The sequence below is a fragment of the Kribbella sp. ALI-6-A genome (assembly GCF_001984195.1).
GTDB lineage: Bacteria > Actinomycetota > Actinomycetes > Propionibacteriales > Kribbellaceae > Kribbella.
In genome coordinates this window covers 1,087,823-1,107,068 of the sequence record NZ_MTQN01000012.1, presented here as the reverse complement: position 1 = coordinate 1,107,068, position 19,246 = coordinate 1,087,823, and the positions used below count along the sequence as shown (strand labels likewise).

The 19,246-nt window shown below is 70.4% G+C and carries 22 protein-coding genes; 12 read left to right on the top strand and 10 right to left on the bottom strand.

Features of this window, described 5'->3' with window-relative positions:
- Positions 1-14: 14 nt before the first annotated feature.
- The gene (locus BWI15_RS31790) at positions 15-566 is read right to left on the bottom strand and encodes a MarR family winged helix-turn-helix transcriptional regulator (RefSeq protein ID WP_237771545.1); all 552 of its coding nucleotides are present in this window, start codon (positions 564-566) and stop codon (positions 15-17) included.
- 207 nt (positions 567-773) lie between these two features.
- On the opposite strand from BWI15_RS31790, the gene BWI15_RS31785 reads away from it, so the two are divergent.
- The 3 genes from BWI15_RS31785 (at position 774) to BWI15_RS31775 (ending at position 3,844) form a co-directional block, all read left to right on the top strand.
- The gene (locus BWI15_RS31785; RefSeq protein ID WP_077018208.1) at positions 774-1,538 is read left to right on the top strand and encodes a hypothetical protein; all 765 of its coding nucleotides are present in this window, start codon (positions 774-776) and stop codon (positions 1,536-1,538) included.
- Positions 1,538-2,857: a type IV secretion system protein gene (locus BWI15_RS40520; RefSeq protein ID WP_077018207.1), complete on the top strand. Its 1,320-nt coding sequence runs from the start codon at positions 1,538-1,540 to the stop codon at positions 2,855-2,857. The genes BWI15_RS31785 and BWI15_RS40520 overlap by 1 nt, the downstream gene beginning before the upstream one ends.
- Before the next feature lie 198 nt (positions 2,858-3,055).
- Positions 3,056-3,844 (top strand): metallophosphoesterase family protein, encoded by a 789-nt coding sequence (locus tag BWI15_RS31775; protein ID WP_077018206.1) that lies wholly within the window; start codon positions 3,056-3,058, stop codon positions 3,842-3,844.
- 12 nt (positions 3,845-3,856) lie between these two features.
- Here BWI15_RS31775 and BWI15_RS31770 read toward each other — a convergent pair whose 3' ends face one another.
- Positions 3,857-4,501, bottom strand: coding sequence for a GNAT family N-acetyltransferase (locus tag BWI15_RS31770; RefSeq protein ID WP_077018205.1), 645 nt, complete (start codon positions 4,499-4,501; stop codon positions 3,857-3,859).
- A 91-nt stretch (positions 4,502-4,592) separates the two neighbouring features.
- Between BWI15_RS31770 and BWI15_RS31765 the strand changes: the two genes are divergently transcribed.
- Positions 4,593-5,519: a hydroxymethylglutaryl-CoA lyase gene (locus BWI15_RS31765; protein WP_077018204.1), complete on the top strand. Its 927-nt coding sequence runs from the start codon at positions 4,593-4,595 to the stop codon at positions 5,517-5,519.
- A 33-nt stretch (positions 5,520-5,552) separates the two neighbouring features.
- On the opposite strand, the gene BWI15_RS31760 is transcribed toward BWI15_RS31765, so the two are convergent.
- From BWI15_RS31760 to BWI15_RS31750, 3 genes are read right to left on the bottom strand one after another with little or no spacing between them, the layout of a single operon-like run.
- Complete coding sequence (locus BWI15_RS31760; protein WP_077018203.1) at positions 5,553-6,383, bottom strand: helix-turn-helix transcriptional regulator; 831 nt, start codon at positions 6,381-6,383, stop codon at positions 5,553-5,555.
- A gap of 31 nt (positions 6,384-6,414) precedes the next feature.
- The gene (locus BWI15_RS31755; protein ID WP_077018202.1) at positions 6,415-6,816 is read right to left on the bottom strand and encodes a VOC family protein; all 402 of its coding nucleotides are present in this window, start codon (positions 6,814-6,816) and stop codon (positions 6,415-6,417) included.
- Positions 6,813-7,508: an EcsC family protein gene (locus BWI15_RS31750; RefSeq protein ID WP_077018201.1), complete on the bottom strand. Its 696-nt coding sequence runs from the start codon at positions 7,506-7,508 to the stop codon at positions 6,813-6,815. Before BWI15_RS31750 ends, BWI15_RS31755 begins: the two co-directional genes overlap by 4 nt.
- A gap of 158 nt (positions 7,509-7,666) precedes the next feature.
- Between BWI15_RS31750 and aat the strand changes: the two genes are divergently transcribed.
- Positions 7,667-8,332 (top strand): leucyl/phenylalanyl-tRNA--protein transferase, encoded by a 666-nt coding sequence (gene aat / locus BWI15_RS31745; RefSeq protein WP_077018200.1) that lies wholly within the window; start codon positions 7,667-7,669, stop codon positions 8,330-8,332.
- On the opposite strand, the gene BWI15_RS31740 is transcribed toward aat, so the two are convergent.
- Positions 8,306-9,013, bottom strand: a complete 708-nt coding sequence (locus BWI15_RS31740; protein ID WP_077018199.1) for a TetR/AcrR family transcriptional regulator — start codon at positions 9,011-9,013, stop codon at positions 8,306-8,308. The two genes, aat and BWI15_RS31740, sit on opposite strands and share 27 nt — an antisense overlap.
- Before the next feature lie 123 nt (positions 9,014-9,136).
- On the opposite strand from BWI15_RS31740, the gene BWI15_RS31735 reads away from it, so the two are divergent.
- Positions 9,137-9,601 (top strand): nitroreductase family deazaflavin-dependent oxidoreductase, encoded by a 465-nt coding sequence (locus BWI15_RS31735; protein ID WP_077018198.1) that lies wholly within the window; start codon positions 9,137-9,139, stop codon positions 9,599-9,601.
- A 23-nt stretch (positions 9,602-9,624) separates the two neighbouring features.
- Entirely contained in the window at positions 9,625-10,695 is a 1,071-nt protein-coding gene (locus BWI15_RS31730; protein WP_077018197.1) for an adenosine deaminase, read from the top strand.
- Positions 10,696-10,749: 54 nt separating this feature from the next.
- Here BWI15_RS31730 and BWI15_RS31725 read toward each other — a convergent pair whose 3' ends face one another.
- On the bottom strand, positions 10,750-11,700 hold the full coding sequence (locus tag BWI15_RS31725) for a helix-turn-helix domain-containing protein (RefSeq protein WP_077018196.1): 951 nt from the start codon (positions 11,698-11,700) through the stop codon (positions 10,750-10,752).
- Positions 11,701-11,783: 83 nt separating this feature from the next.
- On the opposite strand from BWI15_RS31725, the gene BWI15_RS31720 reads away from it, so the two are divergent.
- Positions 11,784-12,053, top strand: coding sequence for a hypothetical protein (locus BWI15_RS31720; RefSeq protein ID WP_077018195.1), 270 nt, complete (start codon positions 11,784-11,786; stop codon positions 12,051-12,053).
- A gap of 62 nt (positions 12,054-12,115) precedes the next feature.
- Entirely contained in the window at positions 12,116-12,940 is an 825-nt protein-coding gene (locus BWI15_RS31715) for a class I SAM-dependent methyltransferase (RefSeq protein WP_077018194.1), read from the top strand.
- A gap of 70 nt (positions 12,941-13,010) precedes the next feature.
- Here the strand turns inward: BWI15_RS31715 and BWI15_RS39610 are convergent, their stop codons facing one another.
- A complete protein-coding gene (locus BWI15_RS39610) occupies positions 13,011-13,154 on the bottom strand; it encodes a hypothetical protein (protein WP_168197408.1) in 144 nt (47 codons plus the stop codon).
- A gap of 159 nt (positions 13,155-13,313) precedes the next feature.
- Between BWI15_RS39610 and BWI15_RS31710 the strand changes: the two genes are divergently transcribed.
- The 3 genes from BWI15_RS31710 (at position 13,314) to BWI15_RS31700 (ending at position 18,208) form a co-directional block, all read left to right on the top strand.
- A complete protein-coding gene (locus tag BWI15_RS31710) occupies positions 13,314-14,171 on the top strand; it encodes an Fpg/Nei family DNA glycosylase (protein WP_077018193.1) in 858 nt (285 codons plus the stop codon).
- A gap of 74 nt (positions 14,172-14,245) precedes the next feature.
- The gene (locus BWI15_RS31705) at positions 14,246-14,569 is read left to right on the top strand and encodes a rhodanese-like domain-containing protein (RefSeq protein WP_077018192.1); all 324 of its coding nucleotides are present in this window, start codon (positions 14,246-14,248) and stop codon (positions 14,567-14,569) included.
- 180 nt (positions 14,570-14,749) lie between these two features.
- A complete protein-coding gene (locus tag BWI15_RS31700; protein ID WP_143466033.1) occupies positions 14,750-18,208 on the top strand; it encodes a phosphodiester glycosidase family protein in 3,459 nt (1,152 codons plus the stop codon).
- 76 nt (positions 18,209-18,284) lie between these two features.
- On the opposite strand, the gene BWI15_RS31695 is transcribed toward BWI15_RS31700, so the two are convergent.
- Positions 18,285-18,938: a PhzF family phenazine biosynthesis protein gene (locus BWI15_RS31695; RefSeq protein ID WP_077018191.1), complete on the bottom strand. Its 654-nt coding sequence runs from the start codon at positions 18,936-18,938 to the stop codon at positions 18,285-18,287.
- The gene (locus tag BWI15_RS31690; protein WP_077018190.1) at positions 18,938-19,225 is read right to left on the bottom strand and encodes an antibiotic biosynthesis monooxygenase family protein; all 288 of its coding nucleotides are present in this window, start codon (positions 19,223-19,225) and stop codon (positions 18,938-18,940) included. The genes BWI15_RS31695 and BWI15_RS31690 overlap by 1 nt, the downstream gene beginning before the upstream one ends.
- Positions 19,226-19,246: the final 21 nt, after the last annotated feature.

Genomic DNA, 19,246 nt, shown 5'->3' with positions numbered 1-19,246 from the left:
GCGGGTAATGCGGGTCAGTTGCGGTTGGAGGTGACGGGGCCGAGGCCAGGTCGGCCGTTCGGCCAGCGGCGGGCGTTGTCCCGGACCCGCCGGAGCCGGCCGAGCACGAGCTCGCGCTCGTCGGCCAGTTGGGACGTCCACAGGCTGTCGATCTCCAGGAGGTGGTCGGGCAGCGCTTCACGCAGCCGCCGCTTGCCCTCCTCCGTGAGAACCGCGAACGAACCGCGGGCGTCGTCGGGACAGGGCTCCCGGCGTACCAGACCGAGGTTCTCGGCGCGGTCGACCAGCCGGGTGATGCCGCCGGTGGTGACGGTCAGCTCCCGGGCGAGTGAGGTGAGACGCTGCTTCTCCCCGTGGCTGCGGGCAAGCCGCAGCAACAGTTCGAACATTGCCATTTGCAGACCACTGCGCTTCAGGGAATGGCGCATCAGATGATCGAGTTCGGCTGCTGCTTCACGCAGCAGGCCGTACGCGGTGATCACGTCGCTTTCCCAGGGTTCGGCGACGGGAGTGGGTTCTGCATCGGCGAGCGCTAGGGGCGAGCTAAGCGTAGGCGCGATGGTCATGCGCGGACTCTATTAGCTGACTAGGTCACTTCGCTACACGGGGTGACCTATCGGCTACAGGTCGAGACACGATCGAAGGATTTCCGAGCGTGACCAGGCGGCCGGTACGCCGTAACTTGCCCCGCCTGTGGATAACTTCCGCGGCGGTCCGGCGATCTTTGCCAGCCTAGATCCGTCACGTCCACCGTCGCAGATCGGGGTCCCCGGATGACCGACCAGGAAACCCAGCCGGCCCACACCCGCGCCACCATCGCCGCCGCCATCGTCCTGTCCGCCGTCCTCATCTGCGGCGCCCTGCTCCTGTTCACCAACCGCTCAACCCCGGCGGACGCCATTCCCGCAGGACACATCTCCGATCCTTCTGCTCCTGCGGTCTCGCCTTCCACAACCTCACCGGCCGCATCACCAGGGGCCTCAACCACAGATTCAGAAAATGACAGCAGTTGCGGACTCCCCACCGGCGACCAAAGCATCCCCACATCCGCCCCCACAGCAGACGGCTGGGAAGTGAACAACCGCGTAGTCGTCCCCCGCTCCACCACCCACGGCCCGGCCAAAACCGACCCCGACGGCTTCCGACGCTGCTTCGCCCACTCACCCACCGGCGCCCTCTTCGCCGCCTACAACGCCATCGCCGCCATCGGCGACCAGCACAAGGTCCTCGCCACCGTCCCCAAACTCATGCTCCCCGGCCCCAGCACCGACGCCCTGCTCAAAGAGCTCAACGACGAATCCCCAACAGACAGCGAAGCCGTCCAACTGGCCGGTTACCGCATCCTCGACGCCACCACCGACCGCGTCACCGTCGTCCTCGCCGTACCGGTCGAGTCGGAGTACATGAGCCTCAACCTCACCCTCGTCTGGCACCACGGCGACTGGCGCGTGGTCCCCCCGCCACCGGGTGAGCCGGTCGGCGCTCCGTTCTCCCAGCACCGCGACCTCGACGACTTCGTCACCTGGAAGGGACTCTGATGTGCAGCGTCACCGACCTCAGGTGCAGCATCAGCGAGGGCTTCGCCTCGGTCGTCAGCAACCAGTTCGAGACCCTGGCCGGGAAGATCGGTGAACTGGCCGGCTCCGGCCTCGCCGCGGTCTCCACGTTCTGGATCAAGAACGACGCGGTCCAGCCCGACCCGATCGCGACCCAGCACGGCAACAGCTGGACGGCCAGCGAGCCGGTCGCGTTCCTGCACGACCGCACGCTGGCTCTGGCGGCCGCGGTGTTCGTGATCGCGGTCGTCGTCGCCGGCCTGCGGACCGCGTGGGAGCAGCGCGGCGAACCGCTCCGCGAACTGCTCAAGGCCACCCTGACCCTGGTCCTGGTGGCCGGCGCCGGGTCGGCGTTCATCCAGCTGCTGGTGGAGATCTCGGACGAGATCGCGTACTCCGTGATCAACGACGCGCACCTGGACACCACCGCGACGGACCAGGCACTGGGCGAGGCACTGTTCCAGGGCATCACCCTGTCGCGGGCAACCGCCGACCTCCCGCTCGTCGCAGGCATGTTCTTCGGCGTCGCCATCTTCATGGCGTCGGTGGTCCAGGTGATCCTGCTGCTGATCCGCTCGGCGATGCTGGTGCTGCTGGCCGGCACGTTCCCGCTGGCGGCCGCCGCGACGAACACGGAGATCGGCAAGGCCTGGTTCCGCAAGTACTGCGGCTGGGTGCTCGCGTTCGTCGCCTACAAACCCGCCGCCGCGCTGGTCTACGCCGCGGCGATCAAGATGACCGACGCCGGGATTCGCCAGCCGTCCGGCAACACCCTGGTCAACGCGATGAGCGGCCTGATGATGATGCTGCTCGCGGTCTTCGCCCTGCCTGCGATGCTGCGCCTCGTCGTACCGGTCACTGCCGCGGTCGCCGGTGGCGCCGCGGGAAGCGGCGCCACCCTCGCCGATCCCGGCGGCCTGGCCTCCGGCGCGATCAACGCCGGCCGCGGCGCCCTCGGCAGCCGCCCAGGCGGCGGTGGAGGTGGCCTCAGCGGCGGTGGAGGTGGCCTCAGCGGCGCTGGAGGTGGTGGCGGTGGCGGTGGGCTGAAGGGCGCAGCCGCTGGCGCCATCGGTGTCGGCCTCGCCGCGGGCGGCGCCGCGCTGAGCCAGACCAAGAAGGCAGGCGGCGCGCTAGCCGGGGCAGCCGCCCACTCCGCCGGCGAACCCGGTGGCGGAGGCTCCTCGAGCCCGGGCGGCGGGAGCCGAGGCTGGAGCACCTCCCGCCGCCCACCCAAACCCAGCAAGACCTCCAGCACCCCCGCTGTTCCCGCACCCGCCGGCCCCACCGGCAGCAACCCCTGACCCGCCACGCGACCACCACCGGACCGCCACCACTCACCAAACCCCGCTGGCAGCGCCCTTTCACGCTCGGCCCGACGGTGACCGAGGCCCGATCCCGAGGTTGGTGAGTGGTGGACGTCCGCAGCCCAGGGCGGAATCCCGATCCGGTCCTCCCATCCCCGCCGTCCCGCGACCCCGACGAGCACGGAGGATGGTGCCATGCCTCTGGAACGCATCGCGCTGATCTCCGACGTCCACGGCAACCTGACCGCTCTCGAAGCGGTGCTCGCCGACATCGAGGCCCGGGGAATCCGGCGGATCTTCAACCTCGGCGACTACGTCGGCAAGGGCCCGCGCGGCCAAGCGGTCGTCGACCGGTGCCAGGAGGTCTGCGAGGTGAACCTCCTCGGCAACTGGGACGACTTCCTGCCCGATCCGGCCCGCACCATCGACAACGAAGGCATGCGGTGGTGGAAGAACGAGCTGCGCGAAGACCAGTGGACCTGGCTGCGTGCGCTGCCGTTCTGCCACGACTTCGTGCTCAGCGGCCGCCAGATCCGCCTCTTCCACGCCTCCGCCGACACGGTTCACCACCGAACGCGCTTCGACCATGACGAGAAGGAGTTCCTCGCCATGTTCGAGAACACCCCGGCCACCGGCGACGGCCCGATCCCCACCGTCGTCGGCTACGGCGACACCCACGACGCCTACTGCGAAACCGACCTCGGCCGCACCCTGTTCAACACCGGCAGCGTCGGAAACTCCCTGGGCGACATCACACCCGTCTACGTCATCCTCGAAGGCGTGCCCGACAGCCCCGACCCGGCCCCGTTCTCCATCCAGTTCGTCCGCGTCCCGTACGACGCCGCCGCGGAACTGGAGGTCGCCCGCGCTCTGGGCATGCCCGAACTGAACGGCTACGAGTCCGAAATCATCCACGGCGTCTACCGCGGCGACCTCTACTCCGGCGAGACCCCGACGTACCACCGTCCCCCGCACCGGCCCTGAGCCGGCGCTGGGTCAGCGGACCAGCAGCGCCTCCGAGCCGACCGGGACGTAGCCGGCAGCCAGGAACGTGCGGAGGGAAGCGGCGTTGCCCGGGGTGACTTGGGCCCAGATGTGGGTTCCCGGTGGGACGAGAGCGCGGGCTGTGCGGGCGAGCAGTCGGCCCTCGCCTTTGCCGCGCACCGAGTCCGGAACCTCCAGCGCGACCTCCTGCCGCCCGGCCAGCCCCAAGCCTGTGAGCACGATCGCGCCGGTGGCCGTCGCGTACGCGCGCACGTCGTCCCGGTAGCGCCGCGCCCGCCGGATCCGAGGGTGCGACTCGTCCGTGAACGGCGTGAGGCGCGCCAGCAGTTCGGCGCGTTCGGACTCGTCCGTGAGTGCCGGCGCGAGCAGCAGCGCGTCGATGCCGTTGACCTCGCGACCGGTCAGTTGCTCGAGCGCGTACAGGAACGGCGGGTTGAGCGGCGCCGCCAGATCCGACAGATCGAGATGCTTCGCGATCCACTCCGACGTGACGTCGGCGGCGACGACGAGGTGGCCGGTCAGGCCGATCACGCAGGTGTCGCGGGCCGACGGCGCCGGGACGACGGACGTGGTCAGATCGGGGGCCGGGAAGACGCCGTGCTCGATCCCGCGCAGAATGTCGGCCAGAGTTGTCATCACGGGCCATTCTGGAGGAGATCCCTCCGCGGCTCGCAGCGAGGACCGACGATCGAGGATCCGCCCACCGGCGGGCCGGGATGGAGGCACCATGCGCAAGCCGCAGCGGAGCAAGGCCGACGGACTGCCCGAGCAGGTGACGATCTACGAGGTCGGACCGCGGGACGGCCTGCAGAACGAGGACGCGATCGTCGATGTCGCCGTGAAGGCCGAGTTCGTCCGCCGGCTGGCCGACGCGGGCCTGACCACGATCGAGACCACCAGCTTCGTCCACCCCAAGTGGGTCCCGCAGCTGGCCGACGCCGCCGAGCTGCTCGCGACGCTCGACCTGCCGGACAGCGTCCGCGCACCCGTCCTGGTCCCGAACGAGCGCGGCCTCGACCGTGCCCTCGAAGCCGGCGTCCGGGAGATCGCGATCTTCGCCAGCGCCACCGAGACGTTCGCGAAGAAGAACCTGAACTCGACGCTGGACGAGCAGTTCGCGATGTTCACGCCGACCGTCGAGCGCGCGCTCGCGTCCGGGCTGGCGGTCCGCGGCTACGTCTCGATGTGTTACGGCGACCCGTGGGAGGGCGACGTACCGGTCGGCCAGGTCGTCGAGGTCACCCGGCGGCTCGCCGACCTCGGCTGCCACGAACTGTCCCTCGGCGACACCATCGGCGTCGCCACCCCCGGCCAGGTCATCGAGCTGATCGACGAGCTGCAGCAGGCCGGCGTCGACGTCGGCTCGCTCGCCGTCCACTTCCACGACACCTACGGCCAGGCGCTCGCCAACACCCTCACCGCCCTGCGCGAAGGCGTCACCACCGTCGACAGTTCGGCCGGCGGCCTGGGCGGTTGCCCGTACGCCGAATCCGCCACCGGCAACCTCGCCACCGAAGACCTCGTCTGGCAGCTCGACGGCCTCGGCATCACCACCGGCGTCGACCTGGAGAAGCTGGTCGCCACCAGCGTCTGGATGTCCCAGCAGCTCGGCAAACCCCCGGCCAGCCGAGTAGTCCAAGCCCTCGCCGGCTAGCGAGGACTCACCCGATGCCGGCAGTCCGGTCGCTCACCGGGCAGCCGGTGTCAGCCGGGTGAGCGGCAGGTTCTCCCGCGTGCGCTCGTCGGCCGGTGTCTCGACGAACATCACCAGGTCGGGATGCGCGGGCACGGCAAGCTCCGTCAGCGTGAACCGCAGCTCACCGGCCACCGGATGCAGAAAGTGCCGGGGCCGTGGCTCGCACTCGGCGACCTCGTGCCGCGACCACAACCCGTCGAACTCGGGGCTCAGCTTGCGCAGCCGGGCGATATCGGTCTCCCAGGCCGGGTCGCCGAGGTGTTCGGCGTACGCCGACCGCAGCCGGGCGACCAAGTACGGGACCTCGGTGTCGTAGTTCAGAAGCCGCTGGCGCGCGAGTGGCTCGGTGACGATGCACCAGAGCAGGTTGTTGTGGACGCACGGCAGCGTGTGCCAGTCGTGGAACAGATCGCCGAACGCGTCGTTCGCCCCGAGGATGTCGAACCGCCGGTTGGTGATCACCGCCGGCAGCGGGTCCAGCGCGGTCACGATCTCCGTCATCACCAACTCGTTCGCGCAGGCGGTCGTGCGCGGCTTGACCGGTGTCGCCTCGGCCAGCCGGTACAGATGCTCGCGCTCGGCGTCGCTCAGCCGCAGCGTCGTCGCCACCGCGTCGAGCACCTGGCCGCTGACGTTGATCGGCCGGCCCTGCTCGAGCCACGTGTACCAGGTGACTCCGACGCCAGCCAACTGCGCGAGCTCCTCCCGCCGCAGGCCCGGCGTACGACGGCGCCCGCCCGCGGGCAGCCCGACCGCCGCGGGGCTCACCTGGGCACGTCGTGCCTTCAGGAACTCGCCGAGTTCAGCCCGTCGGTTGCTCACCGGAAGATCGTCGCACCGACCGGCGACAGTTTCACCGGGAATTCAGCGACTCCGCCGGGCCGGACGGCGTCCCCCAGGTGGTCAGGCAGAACGGATGCCCGGCCGGGTCGAGGTAGACCCGGAAGACGTCCGGCGACGGCTGCAGCACGGTCTTCGTCGCACCGGCCGCCAGTACGGCGGTCTCGGTCGCGTCCAGGTCGGGCGTCTTGAAGTCCAGGTGGCACTGCTGCGGCACCCGGGGATCCGGCCAGGTCGGAGCCCGGTAGTTCAGGTCGCGCTGGAAGCCGAGGCTCGCGCCGTCCAGCCGAAGCTCCACGAAGGTCTCGCTCACCACCGCGAGCGACCCGCCGCAGATCGCCTGGTAGAACGTCGCCAGCTCCAGCGGCTCCGGGCAGTCCAGTGTCGGACCCCAGAACGCGGCGACCTCGCTCACGGCTCGATCGGCCGCTGGATCCGCCGTACCAGGCTCTTGTCGGCGTACTGGCCGATCCGGTACGTCGACCAGCCGTCGACGCCACCGCCGACCACCCCGCCGAGCAGCGGGACCCGCCGGGTCAACGTCACGGCCATCCGCTTGCCGCTGATCCGGGCGATCAGCTCGCCGACCACCTCGCCGGACACCAGCCGATCCAGCTCCGGGTCGAACACCGGCGCCGTCGCGATCGCCAGCGGCGACGTGGGCAAGCTCGCCTTCTTCAGCCGGTCGGTGACGCCGTCCTCACCCAGCAGGCAGGTGATCACCGCGGTCCGGACCCGGGGGTCGCCGAGGTCGTACCCGCGCAGGTGCGCGATCGCGGCGACCATCCGCGCCTGCACGATCGCCAGGCCGGTGAGATTGGCCGGCAGCGCGACCGGAAGCGTGACCAGTCCGCCGATGCTGGTGACGAACCCCTGCACCCCGGCGAGCCGGATGTGCTGGTCGATCACCGCCTCGATCGCGACCGCGACGTCGCCGCCGGACTTGGCCATCTTGTCCTCGGCGATCTTCTCCGCGCCCGGGAACCGCTGATACCCGTCGATCGCGATCTCCAGCACCTGCCGGAGGATCCCGGCGGCGGCCTGCGGCGCGAACCGCTGGGCGGCGGGCGCGAGACTGCTGGCGACGAACCTTGCTACTCCGGCCACGGTTCTCCTCGAGGCTTGGGTCGGACCCGTCACCCGGCCTCCGCGGGTGACGCACTCCCAAGACTACGTGCCGCCCGCGACCACGCCACTCGGGACGAACCCCGGCCTGTCCCCGATCCCCCGGCGCCGGGCGTGGAGCCGTGCGGGAGGATGGAGGGGTGCCTGTCGAACCGCCTGCTTCCGTCTGGGAGTTCCCGCCGGTCGCGGTGGCCGGGAGCGGGGACGTCGTCGCGGCCGGTGCCGATCTCGAGCCGGGGACCGTGCTGGCGGCGTACCGGCGGGGGTTGTTCCCGATGCCGGACAGCCACGGGCCGCTGCTGTGGTGGTCGCCGCTGGAGCGCGGGGTGATCGAGGTGGCCGGGTTCAGTCCGTCGCGCTCGTTGCGCCGGGCACGGCAGCGGTTCGAGATCCGGGTGAACACGGCGTTCGACCAGGTGATCCGTGCCTGCGCCGACCCGCGCCGGCCGGGCTCGTGGATCGACGCGGACATCATCGCGGCGTACACGCGGCTGCACCGGATGGGCTGGGTGCACTCCGTCGAGGCCTGGGACGGCGACGAACTGGCCGGCGGCCTGTACGGCGTGGCGATCGGCGGGCTGTTCGCCGGCGAGTCGATGTTCCACCACAAGACCGACGGCTCGAAGGCGGCGGTCGCGGGTCTGGTCGAGCTGCTCGACGACAAGTACGCCGCGGAGCGGGTGTTCGACATCCAGTGGGTCACCGACCACCTGGCGACGCTCGGCGCGATCTCGATTCCGCGCGAGCAGTACGTCCGGCGCGTCCGCCGAGCGCTGGAGCTACCGCTGCCGGACGCGTTCAGCTAGCCCGAGCGCGACCGTCTGCTCGGCGATCGCGACCTCGAACAGCTCGTCGGCCGGGTCGAAGCTGCCGACCAGCTGTCCGTAGAGCTCGAAGCTGACCAGCCCGAACAGCTGCGTCCAGGCGATCCCGGTTCGCAGCAGCACCGCCCCCGGTACGTCGGGCGCGGCCTGCGCGAGCACTTTCACCTGCTCGACCAAGGCGCCGGTGGGTTCCACCGCGTCGTCCGGCACGACCAGTACGCCGGACTCGTGCGCGCGCTGGAGCACCCCGAGCAGCGCGAACGGGACCCGCGATGCCGGCTGGATCGTGGTCTGCGGAGCGCTGTAGCCCGGCACCGGCGAGCCGTAGATCAACGCGTACTCGTGCGGGTGCTGCTTGGCCCAGGACCACACCGCCCGGCAGATCGCCAGCCAGGCCGCGCGCGGCTCCTGCTGACCGCGGGCCGCGTCCTCGGCCGCGGCGCCGAGTGCGTCGTACGCGTCGATGATCAGCGCGGTGAGCAGGTCGTCGCGGCTCGGGAAATACCGGTAGAGCGCAGACGAGACCATGCCCAGCTCCCGGGAGACCGCGCGCAGCGAGAGCCGCTCGGCGCCGTCGGTGGCGAGCTGGCGGCGGGCGGTGTCCTTGATCTCCCGGGTCAGCTCGGCCCGGGCCCTGTCGCGTGCGGTGCGGCCGGCGTTCATGGCTCGCAGTCTGCCATGACCAGTGCACTAAAGCGAGAGCACTGCTCTTGACTGTGCGGCGAGAGCAGTGTTCACTGATCACAACAGAGAGCGCCGCTCTCGCTTTCCGGAAGGCTGATCGCCATGAAGCAGCAGTACGACAAGAACCGCGTTGTCACCTCCGGCCACCGCAGCATGATGGTCTTCAACAAGCTGGTCGCCGGTCTGACCAATCGCGGCATCAGCCTGATGGGCAGCCGGGTCCTGTCGGTTCGCGGCCGCAAGTCCGGCGAGTGGCGCAGTACGCCGGTCAACCTGCTGACGCTCGACGGCCAGCCGTACCTGGTCGCCCCGCGTGGGCACGTCCAGTGGGTCCGCAACCTGCGCGCCAACCCCGAGGCCCGGCTGCGGCTCGGCCGGACCACCGAGGTGTTTCGCGCCGTCGAGCTGGCCGACGCCGACAAGCCCGAGATCCTCCGGCTCTACCTGAAGAAGTGGGCCTGGGAGGTCGGCGCGTTCTTCGAGGGCGACGTGGACAAGAACTCGTCCCTGGAGACCCTGCTGGCGGTCGCTCCAGGCGTACCGGTCTTCAAGATCACCAAGGCCTGACGGCGGGATGCCAAGATGGCCAGATGATCAGTTCCGAGCAGTTGACCGCGGCGCCGAAGGTGCTGCTGCACGATCACCTGGACGGCGGCCTGCGGCCCGCGACGATTGTCGAGCTGGCCCAGGAGATCGGGCACCGGTTGCCGCGGACCGACCCCGCCGAGCTCGGCGAGTGGTTCGTCGAGTCGGCCGACTCCGGGTCGCTGGAGCGGTACCTGGAGACCTTCGACCACACCGTCGCGGTGATGCAGAACGCCGAGGCGATCACTCGGGTCGCCAGTGAGTGCGTGCAAGACCTGGCGGCCGACGGCGTCGTGTACGCCGAGATCCGGTACGCGCCCGAGCAGCACCTGACCGCCGGACTGTCGCTGCAGCAGGTCGTCGACGCGGTCGGCGAAGGCTTCGAGCACGGCATGGCGAACGCCGAACGCCCGATCGTCGCTCGTCAGCTGCTGACCGCGATGCGGCACCAGGCCCGCTCGATGGAGATCGCCGAGCTGGCTGTCGCCTACCGAGACGCCGGAGTGGTCGGCTTCGACATCGCCGGCGCGGAGGCGGGCTACCCGCCCACCCGGCATCTGGACGCCTTCGAGTACCTGCAGCGCGAGAACGCGCACTTCACCATCCACGCCGGCGAAGCCTTCGGCCTGCCGTCGATCTGGCAGGCGATCCAGTGGTGCGGTGCCGACCGCCTCGGCCACGGCGTCCGGATCATCGACGACATCACCGAGAACGCGGATGGCAGCGTCGAGCTCGGCCGGCTGGCGGCGTACGTCCGCGACCGCCGGATCCCGCTGGAGATGTGCCCGAGCAGCAACCTGCAGACCGGCGCCGCGACCTCGATCGCCGAGCACCCGATCGGCCTGCTCACCAAGCTGCGCTTCCGGGTCACGGTCAACACCGACAACCGCCTGATGAGCGGCACCTCGATGTCGCGCGAACTGGCCCTGCTCGCCGACGCGTTCGGCTACGGCCTGGCCGACTTCCGCTGGTTCGCGATCAACGCGATGAAGTCCGCGTTCCTCCCGTTCGACGAGCGCCTGGCGATCATCGACTCGGTCATCAAGCCCTGGTACGCCGACCAGCACGAGGCCTGAGGGCCGCGTGAGATCCCGTCAGCCGCGGGAGCGCCTGGCGCTGAGGCCGGCCTGTCAGGTGGTCTGAAAGGTCCGGCGGTAGTTCTGCGGCGGGACTCCGACCACGCGCCGGAAGTGGTGGCGCAGCAGCGCGGCGGTGCCGAAGCCGGACTCGGCGGCGATCTGTTCGATGCCCAGCGAGGTCTGCTCGAGCAGCGTGCGGGCGTGCAGGACGCGCTGGGTGGTGACCCACTTGAGCGGGGTCGTGCCGGTCTCGGCGACGAAGCGGCGGGCGAAGGTGCGCTCCGACATCTGCGCGCGGCGGGCGAGGTCGGGCACGGTGTGCTCGACGGTCAGGTTGGCGACCATCCAGTCGAGCACCGGCTGCAGGCTCTCGCCGGACGACTCGGGCACCGGGACGTCGACGTACTGGCGCTGGCCGCCGTCGCGCTGCGGCGGGACGACCATCCGGCGGGCGATCCGGGTCGCGACCGCGCTGCCCAGCTCGCGGCGGACCAGGTGCAGGCAGGCGTCGATGCCGGCCGCCGTACCGGCGCTGGTGATGATGTTGCCGTCGTCGACGAACAGCACGTCCGGGTCGAGCTGGGCGCGGGGGTAGCGCTCCCGGAACAGCGAGGCGTAGCGCCAGTGGGTCGCGCACTTGCGCCCGTCGAGCAGTCCGGCCGCGCCGAGCACGAACGCGCCGGAGCAGACCGTCAGCAGGATCGCCCCGCGCGCCTCGGCCGCCCGCAGCGCGTTGAGGATGCGCTCGTCGTACGCCTCGCGCCAGGTCGTGGCCGGCAGCGCGACCAGGTCGGCGTCCTCTGTCTCCTCCAGCCCGTACGGCGCGACGACGGCGGAATGGCTGCTGGTCCGCAACGGTTCGCCCGGGCGGGTCGAGCAGACCTTGAAGTCGAAAGCAGGGACGCCGTCGTCGGTCCGGTCGATGCCGAACACCTCCGAGAGCACGCCGAACTCGAACACGGCGACGTCCTCCATCAGCACCACAGCGATCTTGCGCAGCATGCGAGCCAGTATGGCAGAAATTTGCCGAAGGAGGTCAGTAGTGCCAATTGTGGCGGAATCTACCTGATAGCAGGATTACTGCCATGACCGGAATCGTAGTTCTCGCAGTCCTCGCACTGGCCATCGTCGCCGCCCTCGAGGTCAGCAACCGGCGCCACTCCACCGCTCTCCGGAACGGTCCGAGCGGCAGCTGGGACGCTGACGACCGCGACCTGGCCAGGACCAAGCTCGACCTGCTCGCCCTCGGCGAGTCGGCCAAGCCCTTCACCCACAAGCCCGTCACCACCCCGACCGCGGCGGCCCACCTCCGCCGTGCGCAGCTGAACGCGTCTCACCGCCCGCACGCGGCCTGAGCCTGCCGTCCCCGCTGAAATTCGCAGCGGGGACGGCAGGTGTTGTGTCACAGTCACGAACCATGGACGACTACCGCGAGGTCAACAGGCAGAGCTGGGACGAGCGTGTCGCAGCGCATGCCGCGTCCCCGGACTACAAGCTGGCGCAGTTCGAGCAGGACCCGGAGTTCATCTCCGACGTGGTCCGGTTCGATCTGCCGCGGCTGGGCGACGTCCGCGGACTGCGGGGCGTGCACCTGCAGTGCCACATCGGGACCGACACCGTCTCCCTGGCGCGGCTGGGCGCGCGGATGAGCGGGCTCGACTTCTCCGGGCCGGCCGTCGCGCAGGCGCAGTCCTTCGCGGACAAGCTCGGGCTGGAGGTCGACTTCCACCAGGCCGACGTGTACGACGCGGTCGAGGTGCTCGGCGCGGCGTCGTACGACCTGGTCTTCACCGGCATCGGGGCGCTCGGCTGGTTGCCCAGCATCGACCGGTGGGCGCGGACGGTGAGTGGTTTGCTGAAGCCGGGTGGGCGGCTGTTCATCCGCGAAGGGCACCCGATGCTCTGGGCGCTCGGCACCGACGACGAGACCCGGCTGACCGTCGACTACCCCTACTTCGAGACCCAGGAACCGATGGTCTGGGACGAGGGTGGGACCTACGTGCAGACCGAGGTCGAGTTCCAGCACAACGTGACTCACGAGTGGAACCACGGCCTGGGGGAGATCGTGACCGCTCTGTTCGCGCACGGGTTGCAACTCACCGCGCTCGAGGAGCACGACAGCGCTCCCTGGGTGCCGCTGCCGGGCAAGATGACCAAGGACGCGGACTTCGACGAGTGGCGACTGACCGACCGGCCCGAGCGCCTGCCCTGCACCTACACGCTGCAGGCCGTCAAGCTCTGACTCGGAGCGCACGCCTGTGACCCGGCGAGGTCTTGCTGCTCGCCGGGCCGGGCGGAGCTCGTCACGGCCCTCAGCGTGCGTTGCGCCGCTGCTGGACCTTCTGGAACATCTCCTTGGCCTTGCGCTGGTTCTCCGGCTTGCTCAGTTCGCGCTGGGCGACCTGCGCCAGCTTCGCGACCACAGCGCCCTTGAACAGTGTCTTCACGAAACCCATCGGGGGCCTCCTTCTCTGCTTCCCTCGAAGGTAGCGGTTCAGGCCAAGAAACCCGCTCGGGTGAATGCCTGACCGACCCCCGGGTTTCCGCCGGGAGGTGCCCTGAAACCCCTACTGGCGAGTCTGGGAACTGTCGGTGCGGTACGGCACACTGGTCAGGTGCCCGAGTTGCCGGAAGTCGAGTCGCTGGCGGGGTTCCTGCGGGAACGTGCCGTCGGGCGGGCGATCGTGCGTGCCGACATCACCGCGATCAGCGCGCTGAAGACCTACGACCCGCCGATCTCCGCGCTGACCGGCCTGCTGATCGACGACGTCAGCCGGCACGGCAAGTTCCTCGACCTCGAGGCGTCCGGCATCCACCTGGTGATCCATCTGGCCCGGGCCGGCTGGCTGCGCTGGCGTGAGCAGCAGTCGACCGCGCTGGTCCGGCCGGGCAAGGGCCCGATCGCCTGCCGGGTGGTGCTCGACGACGAGTCCGGCTTCGACCTGACCGAGGCCGGCACGCAGAAGAAGCTCGCGGTGTACGTCGTGCGCGACGTCAACGAGGTGCCGGGCATCGCCAAGCTCGGCCCCGACCCGTTCACGCTGTCGCCCGAGGACTTCGCCGGCATCCTGCGGGACGCCGGCCGGGTCCAGCTCAAGGGTGTGTTGCGCAACCAGTCGGTGATCGCCGGGATCGGCAACGCCTACTCCGACGAGATCCTGCACGTGGCGAAGATGAGTCCGTTCAAGCCGGCGTCCAACCTGACCGACGACGAGCTGCACGTGCTCTACACGGCGATGCAGGAGACCCTGCGCGACGCGGTCGACCGGTCCAAGGGGCTGGCCGCGCAGGACCTGAAGTCGGAGAAGAAGAGCGGCTTGCGGGTGCACGGCCGCAAGGGCGAGAAGTGCCCGGTCTGCGGTGACATCGTCCGCGAGGTGAGCTTCGCCGACTCCTCCCTGCAGTACTGCGCGACCTGCCAGACCGGCGGCAAGCCGCTGGCCGACCGCCGCCTGTCGAAGCTGCTCAAGTAGTCGGGTGCGGCCGCGGCCGGTTGCAGTGCATGCCCGGGAGTGGACGAGGTCCGAGAGGCTGCAATGATCGGGGTATGACGCAGAACCCGATGATCCCCGCCGTCGTTGTCGCCGACGTGGACGACGACCTGCTGGCCGAGGCCTTTGTGCTCGACGTGCGGGAGCCGGACGAGTGGAACAGCGGTCACATCGAAGGTGCCACCCACATCCCGCTCGGTCAGCTGCAGCAGCGGGTCGGCGAGGTGCCGCTGGGGCAGAAGGTGCTGTGCGTGTGCGCGGTCGGCGGGCGTTCCGGCGTCGCGACCCAGTACCTGCTCTCCGAGGGCCGCGAGGCGATCAACCTGGACGGCGGCATGCACGCCTGGCAGTCCTTCGGCCGCCCGGTCGTCACCGACTGATCCCCCGCGTACCACCCCGGACCGCTGCGTAGTTGCAGCAATCTGGGTAGGAAATCTTCCGGTCGACCACCGGAGACGTTACTTTGTCACCGGTCGGTCGATCGGCGTACACCTGCGCCTCACGCGGCAGTAGGACACGCCCCATCGGATGGCCACGCCCGTCCATCTCCAGGAGGCTCCGTGTCCACGCCTGCCCCGCCCACCCCAGTACGACGCCGCGCGCTGACCACCGCTCTGGTCGCCGGCGGCCTGCTGCTCACCACCGCCGTTCCACCGGCCTTCGCCCAACCGGCCCCCGAACTGACCCAGGCGGTCGAGGCTCACCAAGGATCGTCCGCGGCCTCGTCCGACATCCCCGACGTCGCGCTCGCGCCGCCGGGGGAGGGCATCGTCACCCGGCGGTCCGACAGCCCGGTCGCGCCCGGCGTGGACTACACGAGTTTCGACCGGCTCGACGCGCGCGGCTGGCTGCGCGGCGACATCCTCGTCACCGACCTGGACAAGGGCGGCGTCACCGTCGACTACCTCAACCCGGGCACCGTCTCCGGCCGCGAAGTTCTCAGCCAGCAGGTCGCGCGCAAGCAGGCGATCGCCGGCGTCAACGGCGACTTCTTCGACATCAACGACACCGGCGCACCGCTCGGCATCGGGATCGAGCGGGACGCCGACGGCGGGGCCGGCCGGTTCGTCAACGGGCCGGCCGCCGGGCACAACGAGACCGCGGTGATCGGCAAGGACGGCCTCGGCCGGATCGCGCAGGTCTTCCTCGAGGGCACGGCGACCGACGACGACGCGAGCAAGGTCGCGCTGACCAACCTCAACTCCCCGAGCGTCAACGCCGGCGGCATCGGGCTCTACACCCCGCAGTGGGGCGAGGCCGCCCGCACCCGGACCGTCGACGGCCTGCCGACCGTGCGCGAGGTGATCCTCCGCGACGGCGTCGTGGTCTCCTCGGCGACCACTCCCGCGACCACCCCGCTGGCCGCGAACGAGCAGGCCCTGATCGGTCGCGAGGCCGGTGCGACCGCGCTGGCGGCGTTCGAGCCCGGCGACAAGGTCGAGGTGAAGTACGGCCCGCGGGCCGACGCCGCGGACGCGGCGGTCGCGCTGAGCGGCAACATCCAGCTCGCCCGCGACGGCCAGATCCTGAACGTCGACGACACCGCGCTGCACCCGCGCACCGCGATCGGTTTCTCCGCCGACGGCCGCCGGATGATCCTGCTCACCGTCGACGGCCGGATGGTCGACTCCCGCGGCCTGACCGAGAAGGAACTGGCCCGGCTGATGCTGGACCTCGGCGCCGACGACGTGCTCAACCTCGACGGCGGCGGTTCGTCGACGATGCTGAAGCGCTCGCCCGGCGAAGCCACGCCCGAGTTGGTCAACAAGCCGTCCGACGGCTCCGAGCGACTCACCCCGAACGGCCTGGGCCTGCTTCCGGTCAAGGGCTCCGGCCAGCTCAAGGGCTTCCGGATCGAAGCCGCCGGTACGACGGCCGAGCCGGCCGACGCCGACCTCACGCGCAGCGCCAGGGTGCTGACCGGCCTGAGTCGCGTCCTCACCGCCCGCGGCCACGACGAGACCTACGCGCCCGCCGCCGGTACGCCGTACTGGTCGGCCGGCAGCAACGCGCGAGTCACCAGCCAGGGCGTCGTCACCGGTCGCCGCGCGGGCGACGTGGTGATCACCGCCGCCAAGGGAATTGCGAACGGCCGCTTCCCGATGACGGTGCTCGGCGAACCGGCCCGGCTGGCGCCGTCGAGCAAGCAGGTGTCGTTGCCCAACGCCACCAGCCAGGGCTTCTTCAGCATCACCGGGTACGACGCCGACGGTTTCTCCACCTGGATCGAGCCGCGGGACGTCCAGCTGACCTATGACCCCGCACTCGTCAATGTAGTTGCCAAGGGCAATGGGTTCGAGGTGAACGCGGTCGGCACCGAGGCGGTCTCCACCGTCGTCACCGCGAAGGTCGGCAACCTGACCGCCCAGCTCAGCGTCACCGCCGGTCTGAGCAGCGAGGTGGTCGACGAGGTCGACGACCTCACCCGCTGGCAGGCGAACGCCGTACCGGCCGGTGCGGCGACGGCTTCTCGATCGGCCGCGGTGGGTCACGACGGCGGACAGGCGATCGCGCTCGACTACTCGCTGACCGGCAGCACCGCCACGCGCGCGGCGTACTTGTCGATGACTCCGCAGCAGACGCTTCCCGGGCAGCCGCAGAAGCTCGGCGCATGGGTCCACGGTGACGGCAAGGGCGCCTGGCTGCGGGCCAACGTGTACGACGGCGCCGGCGGGTCGGCGCAGACCCTGAACCTCGCGGCCGCGGTCGACTGGACCGGCTGGAAGTACGTCGAGGCGGACATCCCGCCGGGACTGACGATGCCGTTGCGGTTCTGGCGGATCTACGTGGTCGAGACCGTGCCCACCCGCCAGTACGCCGGCCGGATCGTCGTCGACGACCTGACCGTCCGGGGCGCTCCGCCGGTCACTGTCCAGCCGCCGGCCAAGGTGGTCGACCCGATGGTGGTTGCCGACGGCAAGCTCGACGGGAAGCGCTGGAAGTTCGCCGTGCTGTCGGACGCGCAGTTCACCGCCGACAACCCGGACTCCGACATCGTCCGGCAGGCCCGCCGGACGATTCGTGAGGCGCTCGCGCAGAGCCCTGAGTTCCTGGTGATCAACGGCGACTTCGTCGACCGCGGTTTCGCGAACGACATCGCGCTGGCCCGAAGGGTCATCGACGAGGAGGTCGCCGGCAAGGTGCCGGTGCACTACGTGCCGGGCAACCACGAGAGCTACGGTCCGGGTGACCTGTCGGAGTGGAGCAAGGTGTTCGGCGCACCGAGCAGCACCTTCGATCACAAGGGCACGCGGTTCGTGCTGCGGGACTCCTCGCTCGGATCGCTGCGGGCCGGCGGGTTCGCGCAGATCCTCGACCTGCGCCGCCAGCTCGACGACGCGGCGAAGAACCCGGCGATCCGCAACGTCGTGGTGATGGCGCACCACCCGATCGACGACCCGTCGCCGACCGCGAACTCCCAGCTCGGCGACCGCAAGGAGGCCGAGCTGCTGGTCCGCTGGCTGGCCGACTTCCGCGCGTCGACCGGCAAGGGTGCGGCGTACATGGCGGCGCACGCGGGGACTTTCGCGGCGACCCGGACGGACGGCGTCCTGCTGCCGCTGACGGGCAACTCCGGCAAGAGCCCGGCCGGCGCTCCCGACGCGGGTGGCTTCACCGGCTGGGCCCTGGCGGGCATCGACCCGGCAGCTCGCGCGGCTGACGCCGGCGTACGGCATTGGTCGGCTCCGGAGCGCTCCTGGTTCCAGGTCGAGCTTCGTCCGCACGTGGACGCGCTCGAGCTCACCGCTCCCGCCACCATCCGCCGAGGCCAAACCGCCCAGGCCACCGCGACGGTCGTCCAGGACGGCCGCCGCGTCCCGGTCGCCTTCCCGGTCTCCGCCGACTGGACCGGCTCGCCCTTCCTCGACATCGGCCCGGCCAAGTCCGCCCCCATCTGGGCCGCCGCCTCCTACGACCCGGCCACCGGCCAGTTCACCGCCATCCGCCCCGGCGTCGTCGACCTCGCAGTCACCGTCAACGGCACCACGAAGAGCACCCGCATCCGCATCGACTGGTAACCGGCTTCACCGCGTACGACCACCGGCCGGCCCTGTTCGAAGAGCAGCGCCGGCCGGCGGCGTGTGTGGCGCTTCGTCAACTCGCTTGTGGACCGCCCACAACGCAGTAGCCGCCGAGGTTCACCCCGCCGGGGACCGGCCGGACGCGGATCACCGAGCCCTTCCCGTGCACCACCGTGAGCTCGCGGTCCAGCAGCCCGGCGAGCACCATCGACGCGGATCCGCAGGCCTCGTCCTCGGGTTTGCCCTCGCTCGGGGCGAACATCCGCGCCCGAACCACCCCGCCCGGCTCGTCGAGCCAGGCCCAGACCTGGATCGGCTCGTCGGCGGGCGCTTCGGAGATGGCCTCGATCTCGGCCGGCGACTCGGCCTGCCGATGCCGCGCGTTCGGCGACCAGGCGGCGGGAGCGAACAGCCACTCGGCGCCGTCCTCCGACCAGACCGACACGTCCCCGGCCGGTGTCGTGAACACCGACGGCTCGTGCCCGAGCGACCGCAGTACGGCGGCGGTGCCGAGCAACGGATGCCCCGCGAATCGCCGTTCCAGCAGGTGGTTGTGGATCCGCACGGTCCGCAGGTCGCCGGCCACGAACACCGTCGCGGGCTCGGCGGCGGCGGTCGCCACCTGTTGCCGTTGTTGCACGGGCGGCAACTCGTCGGCCAGCACGACCAACACTTCGTTGCCGTAGGCCCCTTCCGGGGTGGTGAAGACCCGAGCCGTCCGACGCATCAGCCGTCGACGTCGTCGAAGTGCTCGACGTGCGGCGGATTGGCGAAGTGCGGACCGATCAGCCCACGCCACACCCCGAAGGCCTCACTGGCCCGGAAGGCCTCGTGCGCCTCGACCGAGTCCCACTCGACCAGCAGCACGAACCGGGTCGGGGTCTCGATCCCGCGAGTCATCCGGATGCTGCGCGCACCGGCCCCTTCGAGCTGCCGGCGAGCCTCCCGGTACGCCGCCTCGAAGTCGGCTTCCTGGCCGGCCACCACATCGATCAACGCAATCTCGAGAGCCATGCCGTCAGCTTTTCACAGCGG